This is a genomic window from Gilliamella apicola, assembly GCF_003202655.1.
Classification (GTDB): domain Bacteria; phylum Pseudomonadota; class Gammaproteobacteria; order Enterobacterales; family Orbaceae; genus Gilliamella; species Gilliamella apicola_R.
This window is the reverse complement of record NZ_QGLR01000012.1, coordinates 140,209-161,271: the sequence shown is the minus strand read 5'-3', so window position 1 is coordinate 161,271 and position 21,063 is coordinate 140,209. Positions and strand designations below refer to the sequence as shown.

Below are 21,063 nucleotides of genomic sequence, written 5' to 3'. Positions count from 1 at the left end.
ACCTAGATAATTTATTTTTAATTAAAGTACAGCTAACCAGCCACCATCAACGTATATTACTTGACCATTTATATAGTCTGATGACGAAGCAGAAAGAAATATTGCTGTTCCAATTAATTCTTCAGTTTTCCCCCAACGTTTTGTTGGGTTACTATTTTTAACCCAATTATCAAAAGCTTCATCTTTAATTAAAGCTTCATTCATATCAGTTAGAATGTAGCCAGGACCAATCGCATTGGCTTGAATATTAAATTGCCCCCATTCAGCTGCCATTGATTTAGTTAACATTTTTATACCACCTTTTGCGGCAGTATATGGAGCAACCGTCGGACGAGCCTGTTCACTAGTTAACGAACAGATATTAATGAATTTACCGCCTGATTTACGGGCGATCATTCTTTTAGCCGCTTCACGTGAAACTAAAAAAGTGCCGGTTAAATGAATATCTACTACACGTTGCCAATCTTTTAATTCGAGCTCAACCATTGGTTGCCGATGTTGAATTCCTGCATTATTAATGACAATATCAACATGAATACCATCTTTATCCATAAGGTTAAACGCATTAATAATTTGTTCTTCTTTAGCAACATCAATAACATAACCAGTTACTTTATAACCTTTAGCTTTTAATTTATTTACCGCTTCATTAAGAGGCTCCTGATGAAGATCACTCAGTATAATATTAGCACCAGCAGAGGCTAAACCTTCCGCGTAAGAAAAACCTAACCCTCGTGCAGAACCGGTGATCAAAGCAGTTTTTCCTGATAAATCAAATAATTTATGCATTATATTTGTCCTTTAAAATTTATTGTATGTTTAATAATATTGGCGAGATACATTGTCATACATTTACTTGTATTATGACATACAAGTTATTATTAGAATGCATTTAGTTTTTATTTTGATCAAGAAGAGAGTATTAATTTTGTGATCAAGTCTACAAAATTAATCGAGAATTTTGATAACGAATTGATTAAAAGCATTGATAAAATAGGAACAATCAGCTGTAATATCACTAATAACAATCAAAAGATGATAAAAGTAATGATTCAATCAATTCCAAAAAATAATATAGTTGATTCAGTCTATGAACAGATGTTAAGTAAAATACTAGATGGAAGCTGGCCTGAAGAGAGTAAATTACCATCTGAATTTGAATTAACCGATCTTTTTAGTGTCAGTCGTACCAGTATTCGTAGTGCGGTGCAAAAGTTACGTGATTTGGGGATTATCTATACAAAACATGGTATGGGTTCTTTTGTCTCTAAAAATTTGAATAAGAATAAAATATTGAATATTAATCAACCTATTATGCATTTAAGTCAAGAAGAATTTACTGACATGATGGTTTTTAGACAAACGGTTGAATTTAAGTGTATTGAACTTGCTGCTATCAATGCTAATGAGCAAGATATCTTAGCAATCGAAGAAGCGCTAAACCGTATGTTAATAAATAAGAATGATTACAAAAAATATTCACAAGCTGATTTAGACTTTCATATCGCGATTATAGAGGCATCACATAACAAAATATTTATTAATATTATTCATACTATTAAGGATGTGTATTATTATTATTTAGAAGAACTGAATCGAGTGTTAGGTATAACACTCGAAAGTATTGAAGCTCATATTAAAGTCTTTATGGCTATCAAAGAGCATGATGTTATTACCGCAAAACTCTCACTTGATAATGCAATGAAAACCAATGTTGTTGCAATTAATAAACTAAAAGAAGAAGTTTGATCAATGCTAATTTAAAAAACTTGCATACTATCTAAGATAGTGTTATTTTTAATTTGCGAGATACGATGTCATACAAGTTAGTTAGAAAACAAGTATACATCGGAGATTTTATGTTAAAAATAACAAATGTGAAAACTATCTTAACAGCACCGGGTGGAATAGATTTGGTTGTTGTTAAGATTGAAACTAACCAAGACGGTCTATATGGTCTAGGCTGCGCAACATTTACCCAACGAATTTTTGCAGTTGAAGCTGCAATAAACGACTACATAAAACCATTTCTTATAGGTAAAGATCCCCGTCGAATCGAAGATTTATGGCAATCAGCCGTGGTTAGTGGCTATTGGCGTAATGGTCCAGTAATCAATAATGCTGTATCTGCTATGGACATGGCACTTTGGGACATTAAAGGTAAAATGGCAAACATGCCTGTCTACGAGCTGTTAGGCGGAAAATGTCGTGATGGTATTCCTCTTTATCGTCATTGTGATGGTGGGGATGCTATTGCTGCCGAAGACAATATTCGCGCCGCCATGGAAGAGGGGTATCAATATGTGCGTTGCCAGATGGGGATGTATGGTGGTGCTGGCACTGAAGATCTCAAATTGATCAATACTCAATATGATAAAGCCAAAAATATTCACCCTAAACGTTCACCTCATAACAAAACTGCTGGTATCTATTTCGATCCTGATGCATATGCGCGCAGTATTCCTCAATTTTTTGACCATCTACGCAATAAAATTGGTTTTGATGTCGAATTTATTCATGATGTTCATGAACGAATTCAACCGATTGCAGCACTGCAAATGGCAAAAAGTTTAGAGGATTATCGTTTATTTTATTTAGAAGATCCTGTTGCTCCTGAAAATGTAGATTTTTTAAATGTTATGCGCCAACAAACTTCAACACCAATTGCTATGGGGGAACTTTTTGTCCATATTGCAGAATATAAACATCTCATTACCCAGCATTTAATTGATTTTATCCGTTGTCATATCAGTATGATTGGCGGAATAACACCCGCTAAAAAATTAGCGACACTTTGTGAATTACATGGGGTCCGTACCGCATGGCATGGTCCTGGTGATATTTCACCTGTAGGTGTTGCTGCCAATATGCATATTGATTTAAGTATTACTAACCTAGGTATTCAAGAATACACCCCAATGAACGATGACCTGAGAGAAGTGTTCCCAGGTTGTCCTGAAATTGATCAGGGCTATGCTTATCTAAATGATAGACCAGGATTAGGCATCGATATTGATGAACAAAAAGCGAAAAAATTTCCAGTGATTGGTGGATTACCATCATGGACAAATGCTCGAACTCCTGATGGAACCGCAGCACGACCATAACTACTGTAATGGATTAACTTATTTTTGTATAATTGAAGCAAAAATTATGTTAATCCTTTTAATGTTATATATTATTCAGAATCTATTTTTAAAAATTACTTTCAGTGGTTGCTTTTTACTGTTGATCATTTTAGAAATAAAGAAAAAATGTTGTTATTGCTAAAACTGATATTATTCTTATCCAAAAAAATCAGCTACGCCAATTGACTACATAATAAGATCGGTTAATCCTTTGTTATATCCATTAATTCAACTCATCAATAAGAGTAATGCAAAAACACTTTTAGTATTTTTATGACTTCGTAATACCTTAATTGCTACAACTCTTATATCATCTTGAACGATGATAGCAAGTAGAATAATAAAATTTAGACTAATAGATATAATATTGATCTCATGGATAAATAGAGTAATAACTGCTGATCGGGAAATGACCAAAATTGTTGCAACAACAGCGGCTAGCATGAAATTTATCGCTAAACTTGCATAGTGAGTTTACCCGGTGGCAATACACGGTTGATCTTAAACAACAAGAACATACTGAAGAGCAATTAGCTAATGTTTATCGTGGTGGTTATATCTTAAATGATTGTAGCGGTACCCCTGAACTTATCCTTATTGCTACCGGTTCAGAAGTTGAACTTGCCGTTGCTGCATATCATGAACTAACTGCAGCGGGTAGAAAAGTGAGAGTGGTTTCAATGCCATCAACCGATACATTTGATAAACAAGATCAAGCCTATAAAGAATCAGTATTACCATCATCAGTAACGGCTCGTTTAGCTATTGAAGCAGGCATTAGTGACTTCTGGTATAAATATGTTGGTCTAAACGGTAAAATTATCGGTATGACAAGCTTCGGTGAATCAGGCCCAGCAGATCAACTGTTTGCTAAGTTTGGCTTTACTGCTGATAATGTTGTGGAACAGGCAAAAAGTTTGTTGAAATAAATTATAGTTTGCTTAATAGTATAAAACTTCGCTAACAACTTTAGCGGAGTTTTTTTATATGTTTATTTTATGTTTTTTGAGGAATTTAATTTTAGTTTTAAAACACATTTATCGATTATTTTAGTCACTTATATATCCAACTCCCAGTAATGAAAGCCATTTTATAACCTATTGTTTATTATTTGGTTATAAATTTTTCTCCCACCTTGGCACAATCAAAACACCACACATTGGACCCAAAATCAATATCACTTTGTTTTAAGCTATCTTAGACTTTTTACTAACAAATGTGTGGAGGATGTCACATGTATTTAGATGAACGAAGTGCTATATTACTGAAAGAGATTTTGTCTCATCTCAATATAACCAGCATGGATTTGCAAGCGAGGTTAAATTTAACTCGAAGACAAATTGATTATAGTTTTAATAAAATTAATAGCTGGTTAGAAAAGCAAACTTATCCCAAAATACATCGAAGTTCAAATGGTCAATTTGTGGTTGAGCCTGATTTATTTCAATTGGTCTCCGATCTTAAACCACAAGAAAAAGCAAAGCAACGCTATATTCCCTCCGAAAAAGAACGCATTAGTTTAATCATCTTAATGTTAGTTGCGAGCACTGAAAAATTATCTCTTAACCATTTTATTTTTGGTTTATCCGTCAGTAAAAATACCGTGTTAAATGATTTAAAACTGACCCAAAATGCGCTAAACAAATACCAAATAGATATCTGTTATTTTCGAAAAACTGGTTATCAAATTAAAGGTGATGAATGGCGAATTCGTACCGCCTTCATTTATGCTCTAGAACATATTATGGAGAGTTTTTGTGGTGAATTGGCGGTTAGTGAATTCACCGGTATAAATACCGATACCATTGAAAAACATCGGCAAAATTTAGAGCAGGTCGAGGAACAATTAAAAATCCGTTTTATTGACAAAAAAATGCGGATTTTGCCTTATATCTTAGAGACAATTTTTAGGCGAATTAAAAAAAACTCGATTATCAAAGCTGATTTTTTAATCGATTATTCCGAACTATCTGATACGCGAGAATATAACGCAACTGAAATACTCATTGGTAATCGAAATAATATTCCTCAACCAGAAAGATTTTATATCACTTTGCAGTTGTTAATCTCTAATGTTCTCTTAGAACAATTACAAACCGCTAAACCAATCAATAAATATAAACAAGAATTGCGCGCAGCATTAGTCAAGATCATTGATGAATTTGAAAAAAATGCTGTCGTTGTATTACAAAATAAAGATCTCTTATTAGAAAGGCTTTATGCACATATTAAGCCAGCCTATTATCGAATTAAATATAAATTATCAACTGATTATACTAGCGCGTTTGATGAAACTGATAGTGAATTCAATATTATTCATTTTTTTATCAAACAATCTTTAAAACCGTTAGAAGAGGTTATTGGCACCAAGATTCCTGATAATGAAAGTATGCTAATAGCGTTGTTTTTTGGTGGTCATTTAATCGAAATAAATAAGAATTTTAATTCGCCAATTAAAGCCGTTATTGTTTGTTCTGGTAGTTTATCCATTCTTCGAATTATGGATAAGACATTACGATCGATTTTTCCAGAAATCATGTTTTATCCTGCCATGTCTGCCCGGCAATTTGAGCAAACCAATGTAATTTATGACGTGGTTTTTACCACCATACCTATTTATACCTCAAAAACCATGTTCGTCATCAATCAAGTTATGAACGAAAAAGAACAATATGATCTTAGATGTCGAGTTATGCGCACGGTGTATAACATTGAATGCAATATTATCGGCGTTGAAGAGCTGATGAGATTGATTGATAAATATACCATTATTCAAGAAAGAAAAAAATTAGAGCGAGCAATTGTTGACTCATTAGCTTCAACATCAAATTTACTGGAACATCAAAAAGAGACTCAAAAGAATCTTGCCGAGCTTTTAACGCTTACCCATATAACGAAAACCGATAGCGTTGAAACTTGGCATGATTCAATTCGTTTAGCTGCCCAACCATTATTAAATGAAAATTTAATTAGCCAAACTTATGTTGAGGCAATGATCTCTCGTTATCCAGAAATCAGTGAAAGTATTGTTCTGCGACTGGCTATCGCGATTCCTCATGCCGAAATTGAGAAAGGTGCAAACCAGCTTTGTATGAGTCTTTTACATATTAAGCAAGGTATTGGTAGTGAACAACTCGGCAAACTCCATTTTGTGGTGGTTATTGCTGCAACAGATAGACGATCACATTTCACAGCATTATTGCAACTAATGGAGTTAGCTAACGATCGTTCAATATTAAAAAAACTACATGATACCACTACTTCAGAACAGCTATACCAAGAAATACAAATGTTTGTGTCTCAAAATGAATTCAAATTAAAACAACAAGTTATATTACAGGAGAATTAAGTTCTATGTATTTAATCGATTTCTTAAAAGAAAAAATGATCTGGTTAGATAGCTATTGCCGTGATACGAGTGAGCTTTTTCAAATGGTCGCTAATCAGGCTTTACAGCTTGATTTAGTTACCAACGCTTTCTTATCTAAGATTAATGAGCGAGAAAGTTGTTTTCCTACAGGAATTCAACTTAATGGTTATGGTGTTGCTATTCCACACACCGATCCTGATTGCATAAAAGAGCAGTTCATCGGAATTATTATTCCGCAAAAAACTATCCAATTTAAGTCAATGGAGAATGAAAACCAGATGGTAAATGCCAAACTAATTTTTGTTCTTGGTTTAAATAAACCCCATTGTCAATTAGCCGTCTTACAGCAAATTATGAGGACAATACAAAATAAAAATTATGTTAATCAATTAATTAAAGCAAAAAGCCATAATGAAATAACCCAAATCATTCAAGATATTTCATTGGATAACAAGTAATACTATTAGGAGAGTTAATCATGAGCCAACTTAAAATATTAGTCGCGTGCGGTGCTGGAATTGCCACTTCAACCGTGGTGACAGATAGAGTCGAACGTTTAATCAAAAAACATCAAATTGATGCTGAAGTAAAACAGATAAAAATTGCCGAAGCTGCCTCACAACAACATCAGGCTGATCTTATTGTTTCAACCACAATTTTACCAACTACTTACCAAATCCCGGCCATTATTGCTACGGCTTATATCAGTGGCATTAACGAGGAGGCATTAGATGAAGAAATATTGTCTTATTTGAGATGAAAAATTAAGTCCCTAGGTAACTCAAATTTACCTACACGTTAAATATTACTGAGCAAGGAATGGAATATGGATACATTATTAGCAAGCGTGCAATATGTACTTGGTTTAGGCCCTACGGTTATTTTACCAATTGCTATTTTTCTTATCGCTATTATTTTTAAAGTCCCGGTGGGGCGAGCAATTCGTTCGGCAATTATCATTGGTATTGGTTTTGTTGGTATCAACCTTGTTATTGGATTACTTTCACAAAGTTTGGGACCAGCCGCACAGCAGATGGTTGAACGTTTCGGTTTAAGTTTAACCATTATTGATGTTGGTTGGCCTGGGGCAGCAGCGGGTTCTTGGGCATCCCCGGTTGCGGCTATTTTAATTCCTATCTGTTTAGTGGCAAATCTTATCTTAATTTTCTTTAAGATGACCAAAACGTTAAATGTTGATATTTGGAACTATTGGCACTTTATTGCAGCAGGAGCAACCGGTTTTATCGTCACAGGTGGTAACTGGTGGTTTGCAATTTTATGTGCACTTATCTATGAAGTGCTATGTCTATGGATGGCCGATAAAACGCAACACTTAGTTGAAAATTTCTATGGTCTTAAAGGAGTGTCCTTACCAACTGGTTCAACAGCAGCATTCGGTTTTGTCGGAATACCTATTGGTTGGGTTATCGGTAAAATTCCGGTGATTAAAGATTTACATGTCGATCCGGAAACCATCCAAAAACGCTTTGGTATTTTTGGTGAACCAATGATTATGGGCTTAATACTAGGTATTGTCATCGGTTTGCTTGCTGGTTATGAAATAGGTGAAACCTTTAAACTCGGAGTTTCTATGGGGGCGGTAATGTTATTAATGCCTCGTATGGTAAAAATTCTGATGGAAGGCTTAATTCCTATTTCAGAGGCAGCCCGTGAATATATGAAATCACGATTCAAGGGGCGAGAACTCTATATTGGTTTAGATGCCGCGTTATCGATCGGCCATCCAGCTAACATCTCAACAGGTTTATTACTGGTACCAATAACCCTATTTTTAGCGATTGTTATTCCCGGTAATAAAGTATTGCCATTCGGTGATCTGGCTACCATTCCATTCTATGTGTCATTCGTTGTCGCTTCACGCAACGGTAACATTCTCCACTCGGTCCTAAGTGGTACGGTAGTTATTGCTTTTGCATTACTTATGGCAACTGATTTTGGTGCAGTGCATACCGCAATGTTAGATGGGGTTTATAAATTCCCTGAAGGTGCTAGTGAATTAAGTACTTTAGATATGGGCGGTAACTTCTTTAACTGGATAATTCTTAAGTTCTCTCAATTATGGGAAACCTTTTTTTAATTAATGGTTAACAAATATTTATTTAATCAATTGGATATTGCAATTAAGTGGTAAGGAAAAAATATGAAAGCAGCAGTTCTTTATCAAAACAAGATTATTAATACTGAGGATGTTAAACCTCGAGTATGTGGCGCTAATGATGTTCGAGTCAAAGTGATGGCAGCTGGCATCTGTGGATCGGATATCCACAAGATGCAAACTCAATGGAAATATCCTTTACCGGCAGTAATGGGGCATGAATTTTCAGGCGTTATTAGTGAGATAGGTAGCAATGTTACAGGATTATCAATAGGACAAAGAGTAGCTGGCATACCATTTTTACCATGCTATACATGTGTTAATTGTAAAACTGGCAAGTTTTCACTTTGTGAACATTATCAAATGTTAGGCGCTCATTTCTTTGGTGCTTTTGCGGAAAACGTCGTTTTAAATGCAAATAATGTTCTTCCGGTTGATGATCTTGATTTTGATGAAGCCGCAATGCTTGAACCCCTTGCCATCGCACTGCATGCCACATTAGGTATTCAACCACAATTAGGGGATACCGCTGTCATTTTTGGATTGGGGGTTATTGGGATGTTAACCACCCAATGTTTAATAACCAATGGAGTAACTCAGATTATTGCTGTTGATATTAGTGATAAAAAATTATCTTTTGCAAAGAGTTTAGGTTGTCACTACACCATTAATCCGACCAGAGAAGATTTAAAAGAGAGAATTGATGATATTACCCGTGGTGTTGGCGCTGACATTGTTATGGAATGCGCTGGTTCAAAAGTGACACAAGAGCAGTGTTTATTAGTGAGTAGAAAAGGGGGCAAAATTGGTTATGTGGGTATTGCTTATTCCGATGTGTTATTGCACGAAGAAGCGTTTGAAAATATCTTTCGTCGTGAATTGATACTCAAAGGTTTTTGGAATTCCTATTCAGCGCCATTTCCTGGCAGGGCATGGACAACCGCCATTGAACTTGTTCGACAACAACGTATTAAGTTAAAACCCCTGATCTCTCATCGCTACCCACTAGTAGAAACTAAAGAAGCATTTGACATGATTTTATCTGGTCAACATGACTATAACAAAGTTCTTATTCTGCCTTATATGGAGAAATAATATTATGAAAGCATTAGTAAAGACAGCTTCAGGCTATGATCAAATGGAATTAAGAGAAATTGATGAACCTGAAGTATATGGAGATAGAGTAAAAATTAAAGTCGTTTATACCGGTATTTGTGGCTCTGATATTCATACTTTTAAAGGTGAATATAATAACGCTAATACACCAGTTGTATTAGGACATGAATTTTCCGGTGAAGTGGTAGCGATTGGTCCTGATGTTAAAAGTATTAAAGTCGGCGATCGCGTTACCAGTGAAACAACTTTCCAAACTTGTGGTACTTGTCCATATTGTCTGAAAAAAGACTATAACCTATGTGGAAATCGTAAAGGAATAGGTACTCAAATCAACGGTAGTATGGCTGAATTTGTATTATCGCGTGAAGAAAGTTGCCATGTTCTGCATGACAATATTAGCTATAAATCAGCGGCACTTACTGAGCCTTTAGCATGTTGTGTTCATGCTGCTTTAGAAAAAACAACGATTTCGCCAACAGATATTGTGCTTATTTTTGGTCCTGGACCTATCGGATTACTTCTTGCTCAAGTTGTTAAATCACAAGGAGCAACTGTCATTATGGCGGGAATTACCCGAGATCTTCCGCGCTTAGAATTAGCCGTTGAACTTGGTGTTGATCGCATTATCGATCTACAAAAAGAAGATCTAACCACTTTAGTCTTATCAATGACCAACAATATAGGTGTCGATCGTATTTTTGATTGTTCGGGTGTGATTTCCGCTGTAAATCAAGGGTTACCTTTAATTCGTAAAAAAGGCGATTTTGTTCAAGTTGGACTCTTTGCTAAGAAAACTAACGAACTAGATGAGGAGTCCATCATCCAACGTGAAATTAATTATATTGGTTCACGTTCACAAAAACCGAGTTCTTGGATTACCTCATTAGATCTATTGGCCAAACATAAAATTAATACTGAGAAGATGATCACTAAGATTTTTGACCTTTGTGACTGGCGAACAGCATTCGATAAAGTCATGGAAGGTACAGAAATAAAGGTATTAATCAAATCTTAATTTCAAATCGTAATAAGATGAATCTTTTAATAAATAATTGATAACACATCTATTTTTTAATTTAAAAACTAGGTGTGTCAAGTAACGCTTAGATAGTTATGAGGTAATAGTATGAAAATTGCAATTGGCTGTGACCATGGTGGAAAGAATTTAAAAGATACTATCATTACTCATTTAACAACCAATGGATATGAAATTATTGATGTCGGTTGTTATAGCCATGAAAGTGTCGATTTTCCAATTTATGCAAAAAATGTAGCTGAGTTAGTTGTTAGTAAAAAAGCTGAACTCGGTATTCTATGTTGTGGTACCGGTATTGGTATGTCGATTGCGGCCAATAAAATCAAGGGAATTCGAGCGGCGGTAGTTGCTGACTGTTTTTCAGCTAAAGCAACCAGAGAACATAATGATAGCAATGTTCTTTGCTTAGGTGAACGGGTTTTAGGTATTGGTTTAGCACTTAATATTGTTGATATATGGGTCACCAGTGAGTTTGCCAAAGGTCGACATAAAAGACGAGTTGATATGGTAACAGAACTCGAAAATAAGTGAGGTTGTTATGAAACAGATTGCAGCTTCTATAATGTGTGCTGATCAACTTAACTTACAGCAAGAGTTAACACAACTGGAGCAGGCAAAGGTTGATTTATTACATTGTGATGTCATGGATGGCGTCTATGTTAAAAATCTTGCCTTAGGTCCCGAACATCTTGCTTGGGTGAAATCCGCCACAACAATTTCGTTAGATATCCATCTAGCAACAGTAGCGCCGTTAAAATATGCTCAAATGTTTGCTTCGATCCAACCAAAGTATATCTCTTTCCATATTGAGGCTTGTGATGACGCATTTTCCATAATTGATTATCTACGCGAACAAAATATCTGTCCCTCTATCGCTATTAATCCATTATCACCAATTTCATTATTAGAACCTTATTTGCCCCACATCGATATGATTTTACTCATGACGGTTAATCCAGGGTTTGCTGGACAAAAAATTCAACTAAATACTATAGATAAAATTGCGCAATTAAAAATCAGATTAAGTGAGTTAGAAAATCCGCCTCTAATTGAAGTAGATGGCAATATTAATCTGCAAACCATTAATTTAATGCAAAATAGTTTGCCTGATGTTTTTGTTTTAGGGACATCCGCACTGTTTAATAAAAAAAATAATGATAATTACACGGTAAGAGTTGAGAAAATTAGAAAACAAATAGAATTAACAGAATAATATTAAGGAGTTAGCATTATGTTAGAAAAAGATTTACAACAAAAAATCGTCAATACTATAAGAACACTGTCAATTGATATGATTGAAAAAGCAAAATCAGGCCATCCAGGAATGCCAATGGGTGCAGCTCCAATGGCTTATTCTCTATTTGCTAATCATTTAAAATTCAATCCCAATAATCCGAATTGGTTTAATCGTGACCGCTTTGTATTATCAGCCGGCCATGGTTCAGCACTATTGTATAGTTTATTACATCTTTTTGGTTATCAAGTCACATTGGATGATTTGAAATCATTCAGGCAACACAAAAGTCGAACACCAGGTCATCCTGAATTTGGCTGGACTCCAGGGGTTGATGCGACTTCTGGTCCATTAGGCCAAGGTATTGCCATGGCTGCGGGTATGGCTCTGGCCGAAAGCCATTTGGCGGCACAGTATAATAAACCAGATAATCAGATAGTTGATCATTATACTTTTGCAATATGCGGTGATGGCGATTTGATGGAGGGAGTATCAGCTGAAGCGGCATCATTAGCAGGACACCTATCATTAGGTAAATTGATTGTATTGTATGATTCAAACGATATCTGCTTAGATGGCGATTTAGATATTACTTTTAGTGAAAGTGTTGCTCAACGTTTTACATCTTATAATTGGCAAGTATTAACAGTAGCGGATGGTAATAACTTATCAGAAATAAATGCCGCCATCGAAAAAGCTAAGAAATCTGCAAAACCAACACTAATTGAGGTCAAAACAACAATTGGTTATGGGGCGCCAACTAAGAGTAATAGTTCTGCTTGTCATGGTTCCCCTTTAGGTAAAGAAGAAGCGCTTGCTGCTAAACAATTTTATCAATGTGAAAATGTTGAACCATTCTTTATTCCTGAAGATGTACAACAACATTTGAAAAAATATTCTAAATTAGGTGATCAAGCTAATACACAATGGAATCAACAATATGAAAAATATTGTCAATCTTATCCTGATGAAGGAAAACAACTTGGTCGTGTTATTGCGGGTCATCTCCCTTCTAATTGGCAAAAAAATCTTCCTGAGTTCAATGATGTTAAACCAATAGCTACTCGATCCGCCTCAGGCAAAATGATTAATGCCATTGCCGATGTACTACCCGAATTTTTTGGTGGTTCAGCCGATTTAGGTTGTTCTAACAAAACGTTTATCGATGCAAGCGGCGCATATAGCAAAAATTCTCCTGCAGATAAAAATATTTGGTTTGGTGTCCGCGAATTTGCCATGGGTGGTATGTTGAATGGGATGGCATTACATCGAGGGTTACGTTTGTTTGGCTCGACGTTTTTTGTTTTTTCTGATTATTTACGGTCAGCAATTCGTATGGCGGCTTTAATGAATCTTCCTGTTACCTATGTTTTTACCCATGATAGTATAGCCGTTGGCGAAGATGGTCCCACACATGAGCCTATTGAACATTTAGCATCATTACGCGCGATGCCAAATTTAACGGTTATTCGTCCTGCTGACGCCAAAGAGACTCGAGCAGCATGGGAAATCGCCATTGACAATGAAAGTGGACCAATAGCTTTAGTTTTATCAAGACAAGATTTACCTATATTAGCTAATCCACAACAAGAGGTGACCGAAGGCGTTAAAAAAGGAGGATATATTGTATCGCCGGCGATTAACGAAACGCCTGATCTTATATTGATAGCCACTGGTTCTGAGGTCTCTTTAGCGATTGAGGCGCAAAACCAGTTACGTGAAAAAAATATTGATGCATCAGTGGTTAGTTTATCCAGTTGGGAAATATTTGCTAAAACCACCAAAAGCTATCAAGAGACAATCTTTCCAAGTTCGGTTAAAGCTCGTTTGGCTATTGAAGCAGGTTGTTCATTTGGTTGGTCTCAATTTCTTGGTGAAAATGGCGATATGATTGCTATCGATCATTTTGGTGATTCTGCGCCGGCCAAAGATCTGTTTAAAGCTTATGGTTTTACCGTCGAGAATATCATTCATCATGCGCAACGATTGTTAAAAAAATAGGAGATTAACATGATTTACATTGCTCCTTCTTTACTGGCTGCTAATTATATGCGCTTAGAAGAAGAAATTCAAAGTGTTGAACAATCTGGCGCCGATTATCTGCATCTCGACATCATGGATGGTCATTTTGTACCTAATCTGTCTTTCGGCTATGACATGCTGGCGCAAATTAAAAAAATAACGTCGTTGCCGATTGATGTTCATTTAATGCTAAGTCAACCTGAAAATTATATCGAAAAGTTTGCTCAATCAGGAGCTGATATTATTTCAGTACATGTTGAATCATCACCGCATATTCATCGATTAATTCAACAAATTAAACAATGTGGTTGTTTAGCCGGTGTGGTATTGACTCCCGGAACACCGGCGCATCATTTGGATACGGTGTTAAGTGAGGTTGATCTGGTGTTACAAATGACAGTCAATCCGGGATTTGGCGGTCAATCATTTATTAATGAAACACTAATTAATATTCAATACTTAGCTGAGTGGAAGAAACAGCATAACCTCAACTATTTAATTGAAGTTGATGGTGGAATTAATGTTGAAACCGCGCAAATATGCAAGGCAGCCGGTGCCAATGTGTTAGTTGCAGGTACTACCTTCTTCAAAAGTCATGACAGAGCCAATATAGTCAGTCGCCTAAAAGCAATATAGCAGCTATATAGCCATGTCGAATAAATATTTTAAGGATAATGTTATGAGCCAATTAGATGAATTTAAAAAGTTAACCGTAGTAGTTGCCGATACCGGTGATATCGATTCGATTAAACAGTTTTCTCCCGAAGATGCAACCACCAATCCCTCCCTTGTTTTAAAAGCAGTTCAACTTCCTCAATATCGTTATTTAATTGATTCTGCTGTTGAAACTGCAAAAAAACTTGGTGGCAGTAAAGAACAACAATTAGTTAATGCCTGTGATCAAGTAGCAGTAAATATCGGTGCTGAAATATTAAAAACCGTACCGGGTCGAATTTCAACCGAAGTCGATGCACGATTGTCATTTGATAAACAAGGTTGTATAGAAAAAGCCCGTAAAATTATTGAACTATATCAACAAAAAGGGATTGATAAATCGCGGATTTTAATCAAAATTGCTGCCACTTGGGAAGGAATAAAAGCGGCAGAAGTGCTAGAAAAAGAGGGAATTAACTGTAATTTAACCTTACTGTTTTCATTTGCTCAAGCGCGCGCTTGTGCTGAAGTAAATGCATTTCTTATTTCACCATTTGTTGGTCGTATTTATGATTGGTATCAAGCGAAGAAACCAATAGAGCCTTATGTTGCCGATCAAGATCCTGGGGTGGTATCGGTTCGTAATATTTATAACTATTATAAGCAACATGGTTATAAAACGATCGTGATGGGCGCAAGCTTCCGTAAAGTCGATCAGATATTAGCGTTGGCGGGTTGTGACCGTTTGACAATTTCCCCAAATTTATTGGCAGAAATGCAACAATCCAATGCACCAGTTGAGCGGAAATTAAATCCAAACCAAACTGTGGTTGAACGTCCAGCATTAATGACAGAAGCTGAATTTAGATGGCAACACAACAGTGATGCAATGGCAGTTGAAAAACTAGCTGAAGGTATTCGTGCTTTCGCTGTCGATCAGGGTAAACTTGAAGATATGATCGGCGCCTTGCTCTAATTAGTAATAAAAAGGGGAGATAGTTCCCCTTTATTTTTCCTTTTTATATAACCAATTTTGCTAAATTCAAAGCTTACGACTGCTAATAATCCCTTAGCTATACTCGAAATAGTTTAATTGTTATCTGATGTTAGTGGAGCAAAAGACGTCCAACTAAATTAATTCATTCTGTTAAGTAGATATGATGAATATTTCACATAGCTATATTATATAAAAATTAAATTTAGTCATTTATCTCGACATATGAAAATATCGCCAAAAACGGAATCATTTTAGCAAATACTCTTTTCATCAGTTAATCAATCACAAAATGTGATAACTGTAATAAGTTATTTATTTTTAATTGGTTTAAATATTTTTATTAAAATTTATAACCATGTTTTACTAATATTAGTGATTAACCGCTAAGCTAATATTTGATTTTTTTCGATTTATGTTACTATGGGTTAAACATTTGTTATATTGATTAACTATTGTTAATTACAAAAAATCGGCAGGAGTGATTTATGAGATGGGAAGAAAAGCGAGATTTAGTCAAAATTGCGACTTGGTATTACCAGTATGGTTGGACTCAAGCTCAAATAGCTCAAAAGATAGGTATTTCACGATCAATAATTTCTAAAAAATTACAGGATGCTAAAGATTTAGGTATTGTTGAAATTTTTATTAAAGATGAAACTGCATATACCGTTGAATTAGAACAAAAACTTGAATCTAAATTTAAACTCGAAGAAGCGATTGTTGTTGCAACCCATGATCTGTCTTATGAAGAATCCTCTAATTGGTTAGCCAAAAAGGCCGCTTATGCATTGAATAAACGAATTTTGAAAGTTAATAAATTAGGTATTTCATGGGGAAAAACAATTAGAAAATTTGTTAATGAATTTCCTTATATTACTCATAAAGAGCTAGTTATTGTCCCTTTAATTGGTGGTATGGGGACAGAAGAAGTTGACTTGCACTCTAATCAAATTTGTTATGATCTTAAGAAAAAAATGCAGTGCACCTGTAAATATCTTTATGCACCGGCGTTAGTTGAAGATCAAACCATGAAATTAGATTTATCTAAAAATAAATATATAAATGAAGTTCTTAATGAAGGTAAAACTGTTGATATGGCCATCGTCGGTATTGCTAATCCTTATCATAACAGTACTATGCAAGAGATTGGCTATATTAATAACAAAGATCTTGAAGAGTTTCGTTATTACGATGTCGTTGGCGATTGTAATTCACGTTTTTATACTTCTGACGGCGAAGAAGCTAACAGCCCGATAAATCAGAGAATTATAGGTTTAAGTTTAGCTGATTTACGTGAAATTCCAACCGTGGTTGCCATTGTATCTGGTGAAAATAAAGAAAAAGCGGTGGTGGCGGCTTTAAATTCTAACATTATAGATATTGTCGTGATGACTGACAAAATGGCTGAATATATTTTAAATACCACTCTTTAACGAATTTAATATTTAAATTTTAGTTAGCAAGCCTCTTTATTTTTATAAAGAGGCTTTTTTATAGCCAAAATTTAAACATAATAGACAAATGTCATTTAGTGTGACAAATGTCACATAATAGTGTTTTATTAATTGTGGTTAAAATTTGTTATGTTATCTTTATGATAAATACATATTAAATCTATTTAATATTAATTTTTATAAGGAGAAAACAAAAATGACTATCTATAAACAATTGTTGCAAAGAGAAGAAAATGACAACCCAATTAGAGTAGGGGTTATTGGTGCCGGTCAAATGGGAACAGGAATGATAGCGCAAATCGCCACCATTCCGGGAATGTGTGTAACAGGAATTAGTGATATCAATTTAACAGCTGCACAGCAAGCCGCCAAAGACTATAAAGCGAGTGCAAATAAAAAAAATGATATTTTGGTTTCTAAAAACTTTAAAGAAGTTATTCAAGCAAAAGAGGTTGAAATTATCGTCGATGCTACAGGAGTACCGGAAGTAGGGGCAAAAATTGCCTTAGAAACATTATTAGCCAAAAAGCATCTAGTTCTGCTTAATGTTGAAATTGATATCACAATAGGTCCTTTGATGCACAAACTATTTAGTGCTGCCGATCTAATCTATAGCGGTTCCGATGGTGATGAACCCGCAGCAACACTTGAGATGTATGAATTTGCTAAATCAATGGGCATGGAAGTTTTAGTCGTTGGCAAAGGTAAAAATAACAAATTAAAAATCGAAGCAAACCCTGATACAGCTCAAGCTGAAGCTGATTCAAAGCATATGTCATCTCATATGTTAGCCGCATTCCAAGATGGTACCAAGACAATGGCAGAAATGAATTTACTTTCTAATGCCATGGGATTTATCCCAGATGTCGTGGGCATGCATGGTGTTAAAGGTGACTTGGATTCGGTCCTTCAAGATTTAAACTTAAAAGAAAATGGCGGCGTTCTTAATAAATTTGGCGTAGTTGAATATGTTGATGGTTTAGCGCCGGGTATTTTTGTCATTGTTAAAGGACAAAATCCTAATGTTAGTAATGAATTAAATTACTTAATGAAAAAAGGTGACAGAGATCATCATATTTTATATCGCCCTTTCCACCTAGCCAGTCTTGAAACTCCGCTGACTATTGCTAAGGCCATTTTAAATCACGATACCGCTATTGTTCCTTGTGGAGCTCCTGTCTCTGAAACGGTTGCTGTTGCTAAAAAGAATATTAAGTGTGGTGAAAAACTCGATGGCATCGGTGGTTTTTGTGTTCGAGGGGTAATTGAAACTCATGCGGATATGCGGAAAAACCAAAATATCCCAATTGGGCTTATCAGCGGTAATGTCGTTGCTAAACGAGATATACCAAATGGTAAGTTTTTAACTGAAGATGATGTTGTTTTAGATGAAACAACCACAGTTTGGCAATTACGCAAACTTCAAGATGAAGTCTTCGGCTAAAAATATAACCACTGCTGAATGATAAGACTCAGCAGTGGTTAGCGCAATGAGTTAAGTTGTTGTTATCGGAGGTAAAAACATGAATATTGTCATTATCGCCAGTGTTATTTTGGTCTCGCAGTCTATATTGAGTTTAATGCAAATTAACTATTATCAAAGATATATGTACAACATCACACAACAATATTTGCATTTTAAACATCATCAGCTTTATTCATCTATTGAACGTAAATGGTTAGGGGCAACTGCGATTGTAGTTATGGTGATCGATGAAAACCAAATGGTTAAAGAATGCCAACTTTTGAAAGGAAAATCAGTCTTTGCCAAATTTAAACCGCTACCAAGATTCTATGGACATCATCTGTCACAAATTTTGATTAACTTAACGGAAGAAAGTCAAACGAGAAAACTCTCGCTAGAAGAAAGAGCAATGATAAAAATGGCAAACCAAATTTCTGGGTGATTTAACTTATCAACACATTAAAAACTAATTCAAAGGAGATAATAATGGACTATATAGAGTGGTTTGGAACCCATTTTATTGGGTTATTTCAGGCTGGCGGACAAGTTTTTGTCGGATTTATGACTGGCATCGTGCCGCTATTGATTGTGTTATTAACATTTACTTATTCTTTAATCGCTTTTATTGGTGAACAACGAGTCACCAAAGCTATCCAATTTTCTGCTAAAAACAGGTTATTGCGTTACAGTTTAATGCCAATTCTATCTGTTTTAATGTTGACTAACCCAATGGCTTATACTTTTGGTCGTTTTGTTAAAGAAGAACAAAAACCGGCTTTTTATGATTCGGTAGTCTCATTTTTGCACCCTGTAACCGGTTTGTTCCCTTATGCCAATGCCGGTGAGTTATTTGTATTTCTAGGCATTGCCAATGGTGTGATGGATGCTGGTTATAACATTTCAAGTCTTTCAGTACGCTACTTTTTGGCGGGCATTATCATTATTTTAATGCGTGGTGTTATCACTGAAATGATCACCAAATTCTTGATGCGTAAAGAAAAACTGTAGGAGAGTGACGTTATGTATAAAACAATTTTTATCGAGAAAGGCCAAGGTGGCTGGGGAACAGGTTTTTCTTTAACCCCAACGGCAGAAAAACATAAGATACTCTCTGTGACTGGCGGTGGTATTCATCCAGTTGCGCAAAAAATTGCTGAACTCTCCGGTGGTGAAGCGGTAGATGGTTTTAAAAATGCCATTCCCGAAAATGAAATTTTGTGTGCAATTATAGATTGTGGTGGTACCGCGCGAATTGGTGTTTATCCGATGAAAAAAATTCCTACCATTGATGTTATTCCATCAGCACCGACGGGTCCTTTAGCAAAACATATTACTGAAGATATTTTTGTTTCAGGAGTGAAACCGCAAAACATACTACTATCAGAAGGTAATAATGAACAATCAACGACATCTGCGCAGGATGAACAGCAGCAAACACAAACGGGGAAAGATCCACTTTTGGATCGTGAAAAATTCAAAGAAAAATATGCCCAAATAAAGCAAGAACATCATCAAAATCAAAAAGAAGGTTTATTGATAAAATTATCCCGAGGAATAGGTAAAGCAATGGGAATCTTTTATCAAGCTGGTCGTGATTCGACGGAAATGTTAATTAAAAATATTATTCCTTTTATGGCATTTATCAGCATGCTTATAGGTATTATTAATTACACCGGTATCGGTCATATTATCGCTACCACCTTGTCACCTTTAGCTGGTTCAATATGGGGGATGATGGTAATTGCGTTCATTTGTAGCTTACCATTTCTATCCCCAATCCTTGGACCAGGAGCGGTTATTGCTCAAGTTATTGGGGTCTTGATTGGTTCACAAATTGCAATTGGTGCAATACCTGTTGCTTATGCACTACCTGCGTTATTTGCGATTAATGCACAGGCTGGATGTGACTTTATTCCGGTTGGCTTGTCTTTAGGAGAAGCCGAACCTAAAACCGTTCAATTTGGCGTACCAGCAGTACTCTATAGTCGTATGCTAACCGGAATATTAGCTGTGGTTGTTGCATGGGTTATGAGTTTTGGAATGTATTAAACATTAAAAGGATTAATTATGGCAAAGAGTATCATTACTGAAATTGGTTCTATCGTTCCAGAATTCAAAGAAGAAAAAGTGATTATTTTATTTGGTCCAATGGCAACACCTGATTTACGTGAAATTTGTGTGATACATGAGTTTCATAAAAAACCTAATCAAACATTAGTTGCGGGTAAAGAATTTAGACTAGGTAGACATAAATATACCATTAAAAAGGTTGGTTGTGAGGCTAATAGAAACTTTGAAGAATTAGGGCATATTTCTATCTATTTTAAATTAAGTGATGATGGCACCTTGCCAGGTGCCATAGAAGTTGAACCAGCTGTTTTCCCTGAATTAAATATTGGCGATGATATTTGTTTTGAATGATAGATGGTAATTAATGGATTAATTTATAGGGATATTGTCATTTCCAGCAA

General features: G+C 35.4%; 20 protein-coding genes and 1 pseudogene. 20 read left to right on the top strand and 1 reads right to left on the bottom strand.

Going from position 1 to position 21,063, the window contains the following annotated elements; all coding sequences use genetic code 11:
- Positions 1-21: 21 nt before the first annotated feature.
- Entirely contained in the window at positions 22-789 is a 768-nt protein-coding gene (locus DKK70_RS10605; RefSeq protein ID WP_110433967.1) for an SDR family oxidoreductase, read from the bottom strand.
- Positions 790-1,035: 246 nt separating this feature from the next.
- Here DKK70_RS10605 and DKK70_RS10600 point away from each other — a divergent pair, with 246 nt between their 5' ends.
- From DKK70_RS10600 to DKK70_RS10500, 20 genes and pseudogenes are all read left to right on the top strand, one after another.
- A complete protein-coding gene (locus tag DKK70_RS10600) occupies positions 1,036-1,749 on the top strand; it encodes a FadR/GntR family transcriptional regulator (protein ID WP_110434119.1) in 714 nt (237 codons plus the stop codon).
- Positions 1,750-1,859: 110 nt separating this feature from the next.
- Positions 1,860-3,107 carry an enolase C-terminal domain-like protein gene (locus DKK70_RS10595; RefSeq protein WP_110433966.1) on the top strand — a complete coding sequence of 416 codons (1,248 nt, stop codon included), beginning with the start codon at positions 1,860-1,862 and terminating at the stop codon, positions 3,105-3,107.
- A gap of 518 nt (positions 3,108-3,625) precedes the next feature.
- Positions 3,626-4,057: pseudogene (locus DKK70_RS10585) on the top strand (transketolase-like TK C-terminal-containing protein); the annotation flags it as partial.
- A gap of 305 nt (positions 4,058-4,362) precedes the next feature.
- Positions 4,363-6,477 (top strand): BglG family transcription antiterminator, encoded by a 2,115-nt coding sequence (locus tag DKK70_RS10580; protein WP_110433963.1) that lies wholly within the window; start codon positions 4,363-4,365, stop codon positions 6,475-6,477.
- A 5-nt stretch (positions 6,478-6,482) separates the two neighbouring features.
- Positions 6,483-6,956, top strand: coding sequence for a PTS sugar transporter subunit IIA (locus tag DKK70_RS10575; RefSeq protein WP_034884671.1), 474 nt, complete (start codon positions 6,483-6,485; stop codon positions 6,954-6,956).
- Between the two features lie 20 nt (positions 6,957-6,976).
- Positions 6,977-7,258: a PTS sugar transporter subunit IIB gene (locus DKK70_RS10570; protein ID WP_110433962.1), complete on the top strand. Its 282-nt coding sequence runs from the start codon at positions 6,977-6,979 to the stop codon at positions 7,256-7,258.
- A gap of 66 nt (positions 7,259-7,324) precedes the next feature.
- Positions 7,325-8,596 (top strand): PTS galactitol transporter subunit IIC, encoded by a 1,272-nt coding sequence (locus tag DKK70_RS10565; RefSeq protein WP_110433961.1) that lies wholly within the window; start codon positions 7,325-7,327, stop codon positions 8,594-8,596.
- A gap of 63 nt (positions 8,597-8,659) precedes the next feature.
- Positions 8,660-9,709, top strand: coding sequence for a galactitol-1-phosphate 5-dehydrogenase (locus DKK70_RS10560; protein ID WP_110433960.1), 1,050 nt, complete (start codon positions 8,660-8,662; stop codon positions 9,707-9,709).
- Between the two features lie 4 nt (positions 9,710-9,713).
- Positions 9,714-10,745, top strand: a complete 1,032-nt coding sequence (locus tag DKK70_RS10555; protein ID WP_110433959.1) for a zinc-binding dehydrogenase — start codon at positions 9,714-9,716, stop codon at positions 10,743-10,745.
- A 111-nt stretch (positions 10,746-10,856) separates the two neighbouring features.
- Positions 10,857-11,297, top strand: coding sequence for a ribose 5-phosphate isomerase B (rpiB, locus tag DKK70_RS10550; RefSeq protein ID WP_034884755.1), 441 nt, complete (start codon positions 10,857-10,859; stop codon positions 11,295-11,297).
- A 7-nt stretch (positions 11,298-11,304) separates the two neighbouring features.
- Positions 11,305-11,979: a ribulose-phosphate 3-epimerase gene (locus DKK70_RS10545; RefSeq protein ID WP_110433958.1), complete on the top strand. Its 675-nt coding sequence runs from the start codon at positions 11,305-11,307 to the stop codon at positions 11,977-11,979.
- Positions 11,980-11,997: 18 nt separating this feature from the next.
- Positions 11,998-14,001, top strand: a complete 2,004-nt coding sequence (gene tkt, locus DKK70_RS10540) for a transketolase (RefSeq protein ID WP_110433957.1) — start codon at positions 11,998-12,000, stop codon at positions 13,999-14,001.
- A 9-nt stretch (positions 14,002-14,010) separates the two neighbouring features.
- Positions 14,011-14,658 carry a ribulose-phosphate 3-epimerase gene (rpe, locus tag DKK70_RS10535; RefSeq protein WP_110433956.1) on the top strand — a complete coding sequence of 216 codons (648 nt, stop codon included), beginning with the start codon at positions 14,011-14,013 and terminating at the stop codon, positions 14,656-14,658.
- Positions 14,659-14,701: 43 nt separating this feature from the next.
- Positions 14,702-15,652, top strand: coding sequence for a transaldolase (tal, locus tag DKK70_RS10530; RefSeq protein WP_110433955.1), 951 nt, complete (start codon positions 14,702-14,704; stop codon positions 15,650-15,652).
- Between the two features lie 506 nt (positions 15,653-16,158).
- On the top strand, positions 16,159-17,106 hold the full coding sequence (locus tag DKK70_RS10525) for a sugar-binding transcriptional regulator (protein WP_110433954.1): 948 nt from the start codon (positions 16,159-16,161) through the stop codon (positions 17,104-17,106).
- Between the two features lie 217 nt (positions 17,107-17,323).
- Positions 17,324-18,571 (top strand): NAD(P)H-dependent oxidoreductase, encoded by a 1,248-nt coding sequence (locus DKK70_RS10520; RefSeq protein ID WP_110433953.1) that lies wholly within the window; start codon positions 17,324-17,326, stop codon positions 18,569-18,571.
- A gap of 79 nt (positions 18,572-18,650) precedes the next feature.
- On the top strand, positions 18,651-19,034 hold the full coding sequence (locus tag DKK70_RS10515) for a transcriptional regulator GutM (RefSeq protein ID WP_110433952.1): 384 nt from the start codon (positions 18,651-18,653) through the stop codon (positions 19,032-19,034).
- A 44-nt stretch (positions 19,035-19,078) separates the two neighbouring features.
- A complete protein-coding gene (gene srlA, locus DKK70_RS10510) occupies positions 19,079-19,600 on the top strand; it encodes a PTS glucitol/sorbitol transporter subunit IIC (RefSeq protein ID WP_110433951.1) in 522 nt (173 codons plus the stop codon).
- A 12-nt stretch (positions 19,601-19,612) separates the two neighbouring features.
- Positions 19,613-20,641 carry a PTS glucitol/sorbitol transporter subunit IIB gene (gene srlE, locus DKK70_RS10505; protein ID WP_110433950.1) on the top strand — a complete coding sequence of 343 codons (1,029 nt, stop codon included), beginning with the start codon at positions 19,613-19,615 and terminating at the stop codon, positions 20,639-20,641.
- An 18-nt stretch (positions 20,642-20,659) separates the two neighbouring features.
- Entirely contained in the window at positions 20,660-21,013 is a 354-nt protein-coding gene (locus tag DKK70_RS10500; protein ID WP_110433949.1) for a PTS glucitol/sorbitol transporter subunit IIA, read from the top strand.
- The last annotated feature ends 50 nt before the right edge of the window (positions 21,014-21,063 follow it).

Coding starts and splice junctions, on each gene's coding strand:
- srlE (WP_110433950.1), top strand. CDS start 19,613: ATGTATAAAACAATTTTTATCGAGAAAGGCCAAGGTGGCTGGGGAACA.
- DKK70_RS10555 (WP_110433959.1), top strand. CDS start 9,714: ATGAAAGCATTAGTAAAGACAGCTTCAGGCTATGATCAAATGGAATTA.
- DKK70_RS10515 (WP_110433952.1), top strand. CDS start 18,651: ATGAATATTGTCATTATCGCCAGTGTTATTTTGGTCTCGCAGTCTATA.
- DKK70_RS10595 (WP_110433966.1), top strand. CDS start 1,860: ATGTTAAAAATAACAAATGTGAAAACTATCTTAACAGCACCGGGTGGA.
- DKK70_RS10520 (WP_110433953.1), top strand. CDS start 17,324: ATGACTATCTATAAACAATTGTTGCAAAGAGAAGAAAATGACAACCCA.
- DKK70_RS10500 (WP_110433949.1), top strand. CDS start 20,660: ATGGCAAAGAGTATCATTACTGAAATTGGTTCTATCGTTCCAGAATTC.
- tkt (WP_110433957.1), top strand. CDS start 11,998: ATGTTAGAAAAAGATTTACAACAAAAAATCGTCAATACTATAAGAACA.
- srlA (WP_110433951.1), top strand. CDS start 19,079: ATGGACTATATAGAGTGGTTTGGAACCCATTTTATTGGGTTATTTCAG.
- DKK70_RS10575 (WP_034884671.1), top strand. CDS start 6,483: ATGTATTTAATCGATTTCTTAAAAGAAAAAATGATCTGGTTAGATAGC.
- DKK70_RS10600 (WP_110434119.1), top strand. CDS start 1,036: ATGATAAAAGTAATGATTCAATCAATTCCAAAAAATAATATAGTTGAT.
- rpiB (WP_034884755.1), top strand. CDS start 10,857: ATGAAAATTGCAATTGGCTGTGACCATGGTGGAAAGAATTTAAAAGAT.
- DKK70_RS10565 (WP_110433961.1), top strand. CDS start 7,325: ATGGATACATTATTAGCAAGCGTGCAATATGTACTTGGTTTAGGCCCT.
- DKK70_RS10580 (WP_110433963.1), top strand. CDS start 4,363: ATGTATTTAGATGAACGAAGTGCTATATTACTGAAAGAGATTTTGTCT.
- DKK70_RS10525 (WP_110433954.1), top strand. CDS start 16,159: ATGAGATGGGAAGAAAAGCGAGATTTAGTCAAAATTGCGACTTGGTAT.
- DKK70_RS10570 (WP_110433962.1), top strand. CDS start 6,977: ATGAGCCAACTTAAAATATTAGTCGCGTGCGGTGCTGGAATTGCCACT.
- DKK70_RS10560 (WP_110433960.1), top strand. CDS start 8,660: ATGAAAGCAGCAGTTCTTTATCAAAACAAGATTATTAATACTGAGGAT.
- tal (WP_110433955.1), top strand. CDS start 14,702: ATGAGCCAATTAGATGAATTTAAAAAGTTAACCGTAGTAGTTGCCGAT.
- DKK70_RS10545 (WP_110433958.1), top strand. CDS start 11,305: ATGAAACAGATTGCAGCTTCTATAATGTGTGCTGATCAACTTAACTTA.
- DKK70_RS10605 (WP_110433967.1), bottom strand. CDS start 789: ATGCATAAATTATTTGATTTATCAGGAAAAACTGCTTTGATCACCGGT.
- rpe (WP_110433956.1), top strand. CDS start 14,011: ATGATTTACATTGCTCCTTCTTTACTGGCTGCTAATTATATGCGCTTA.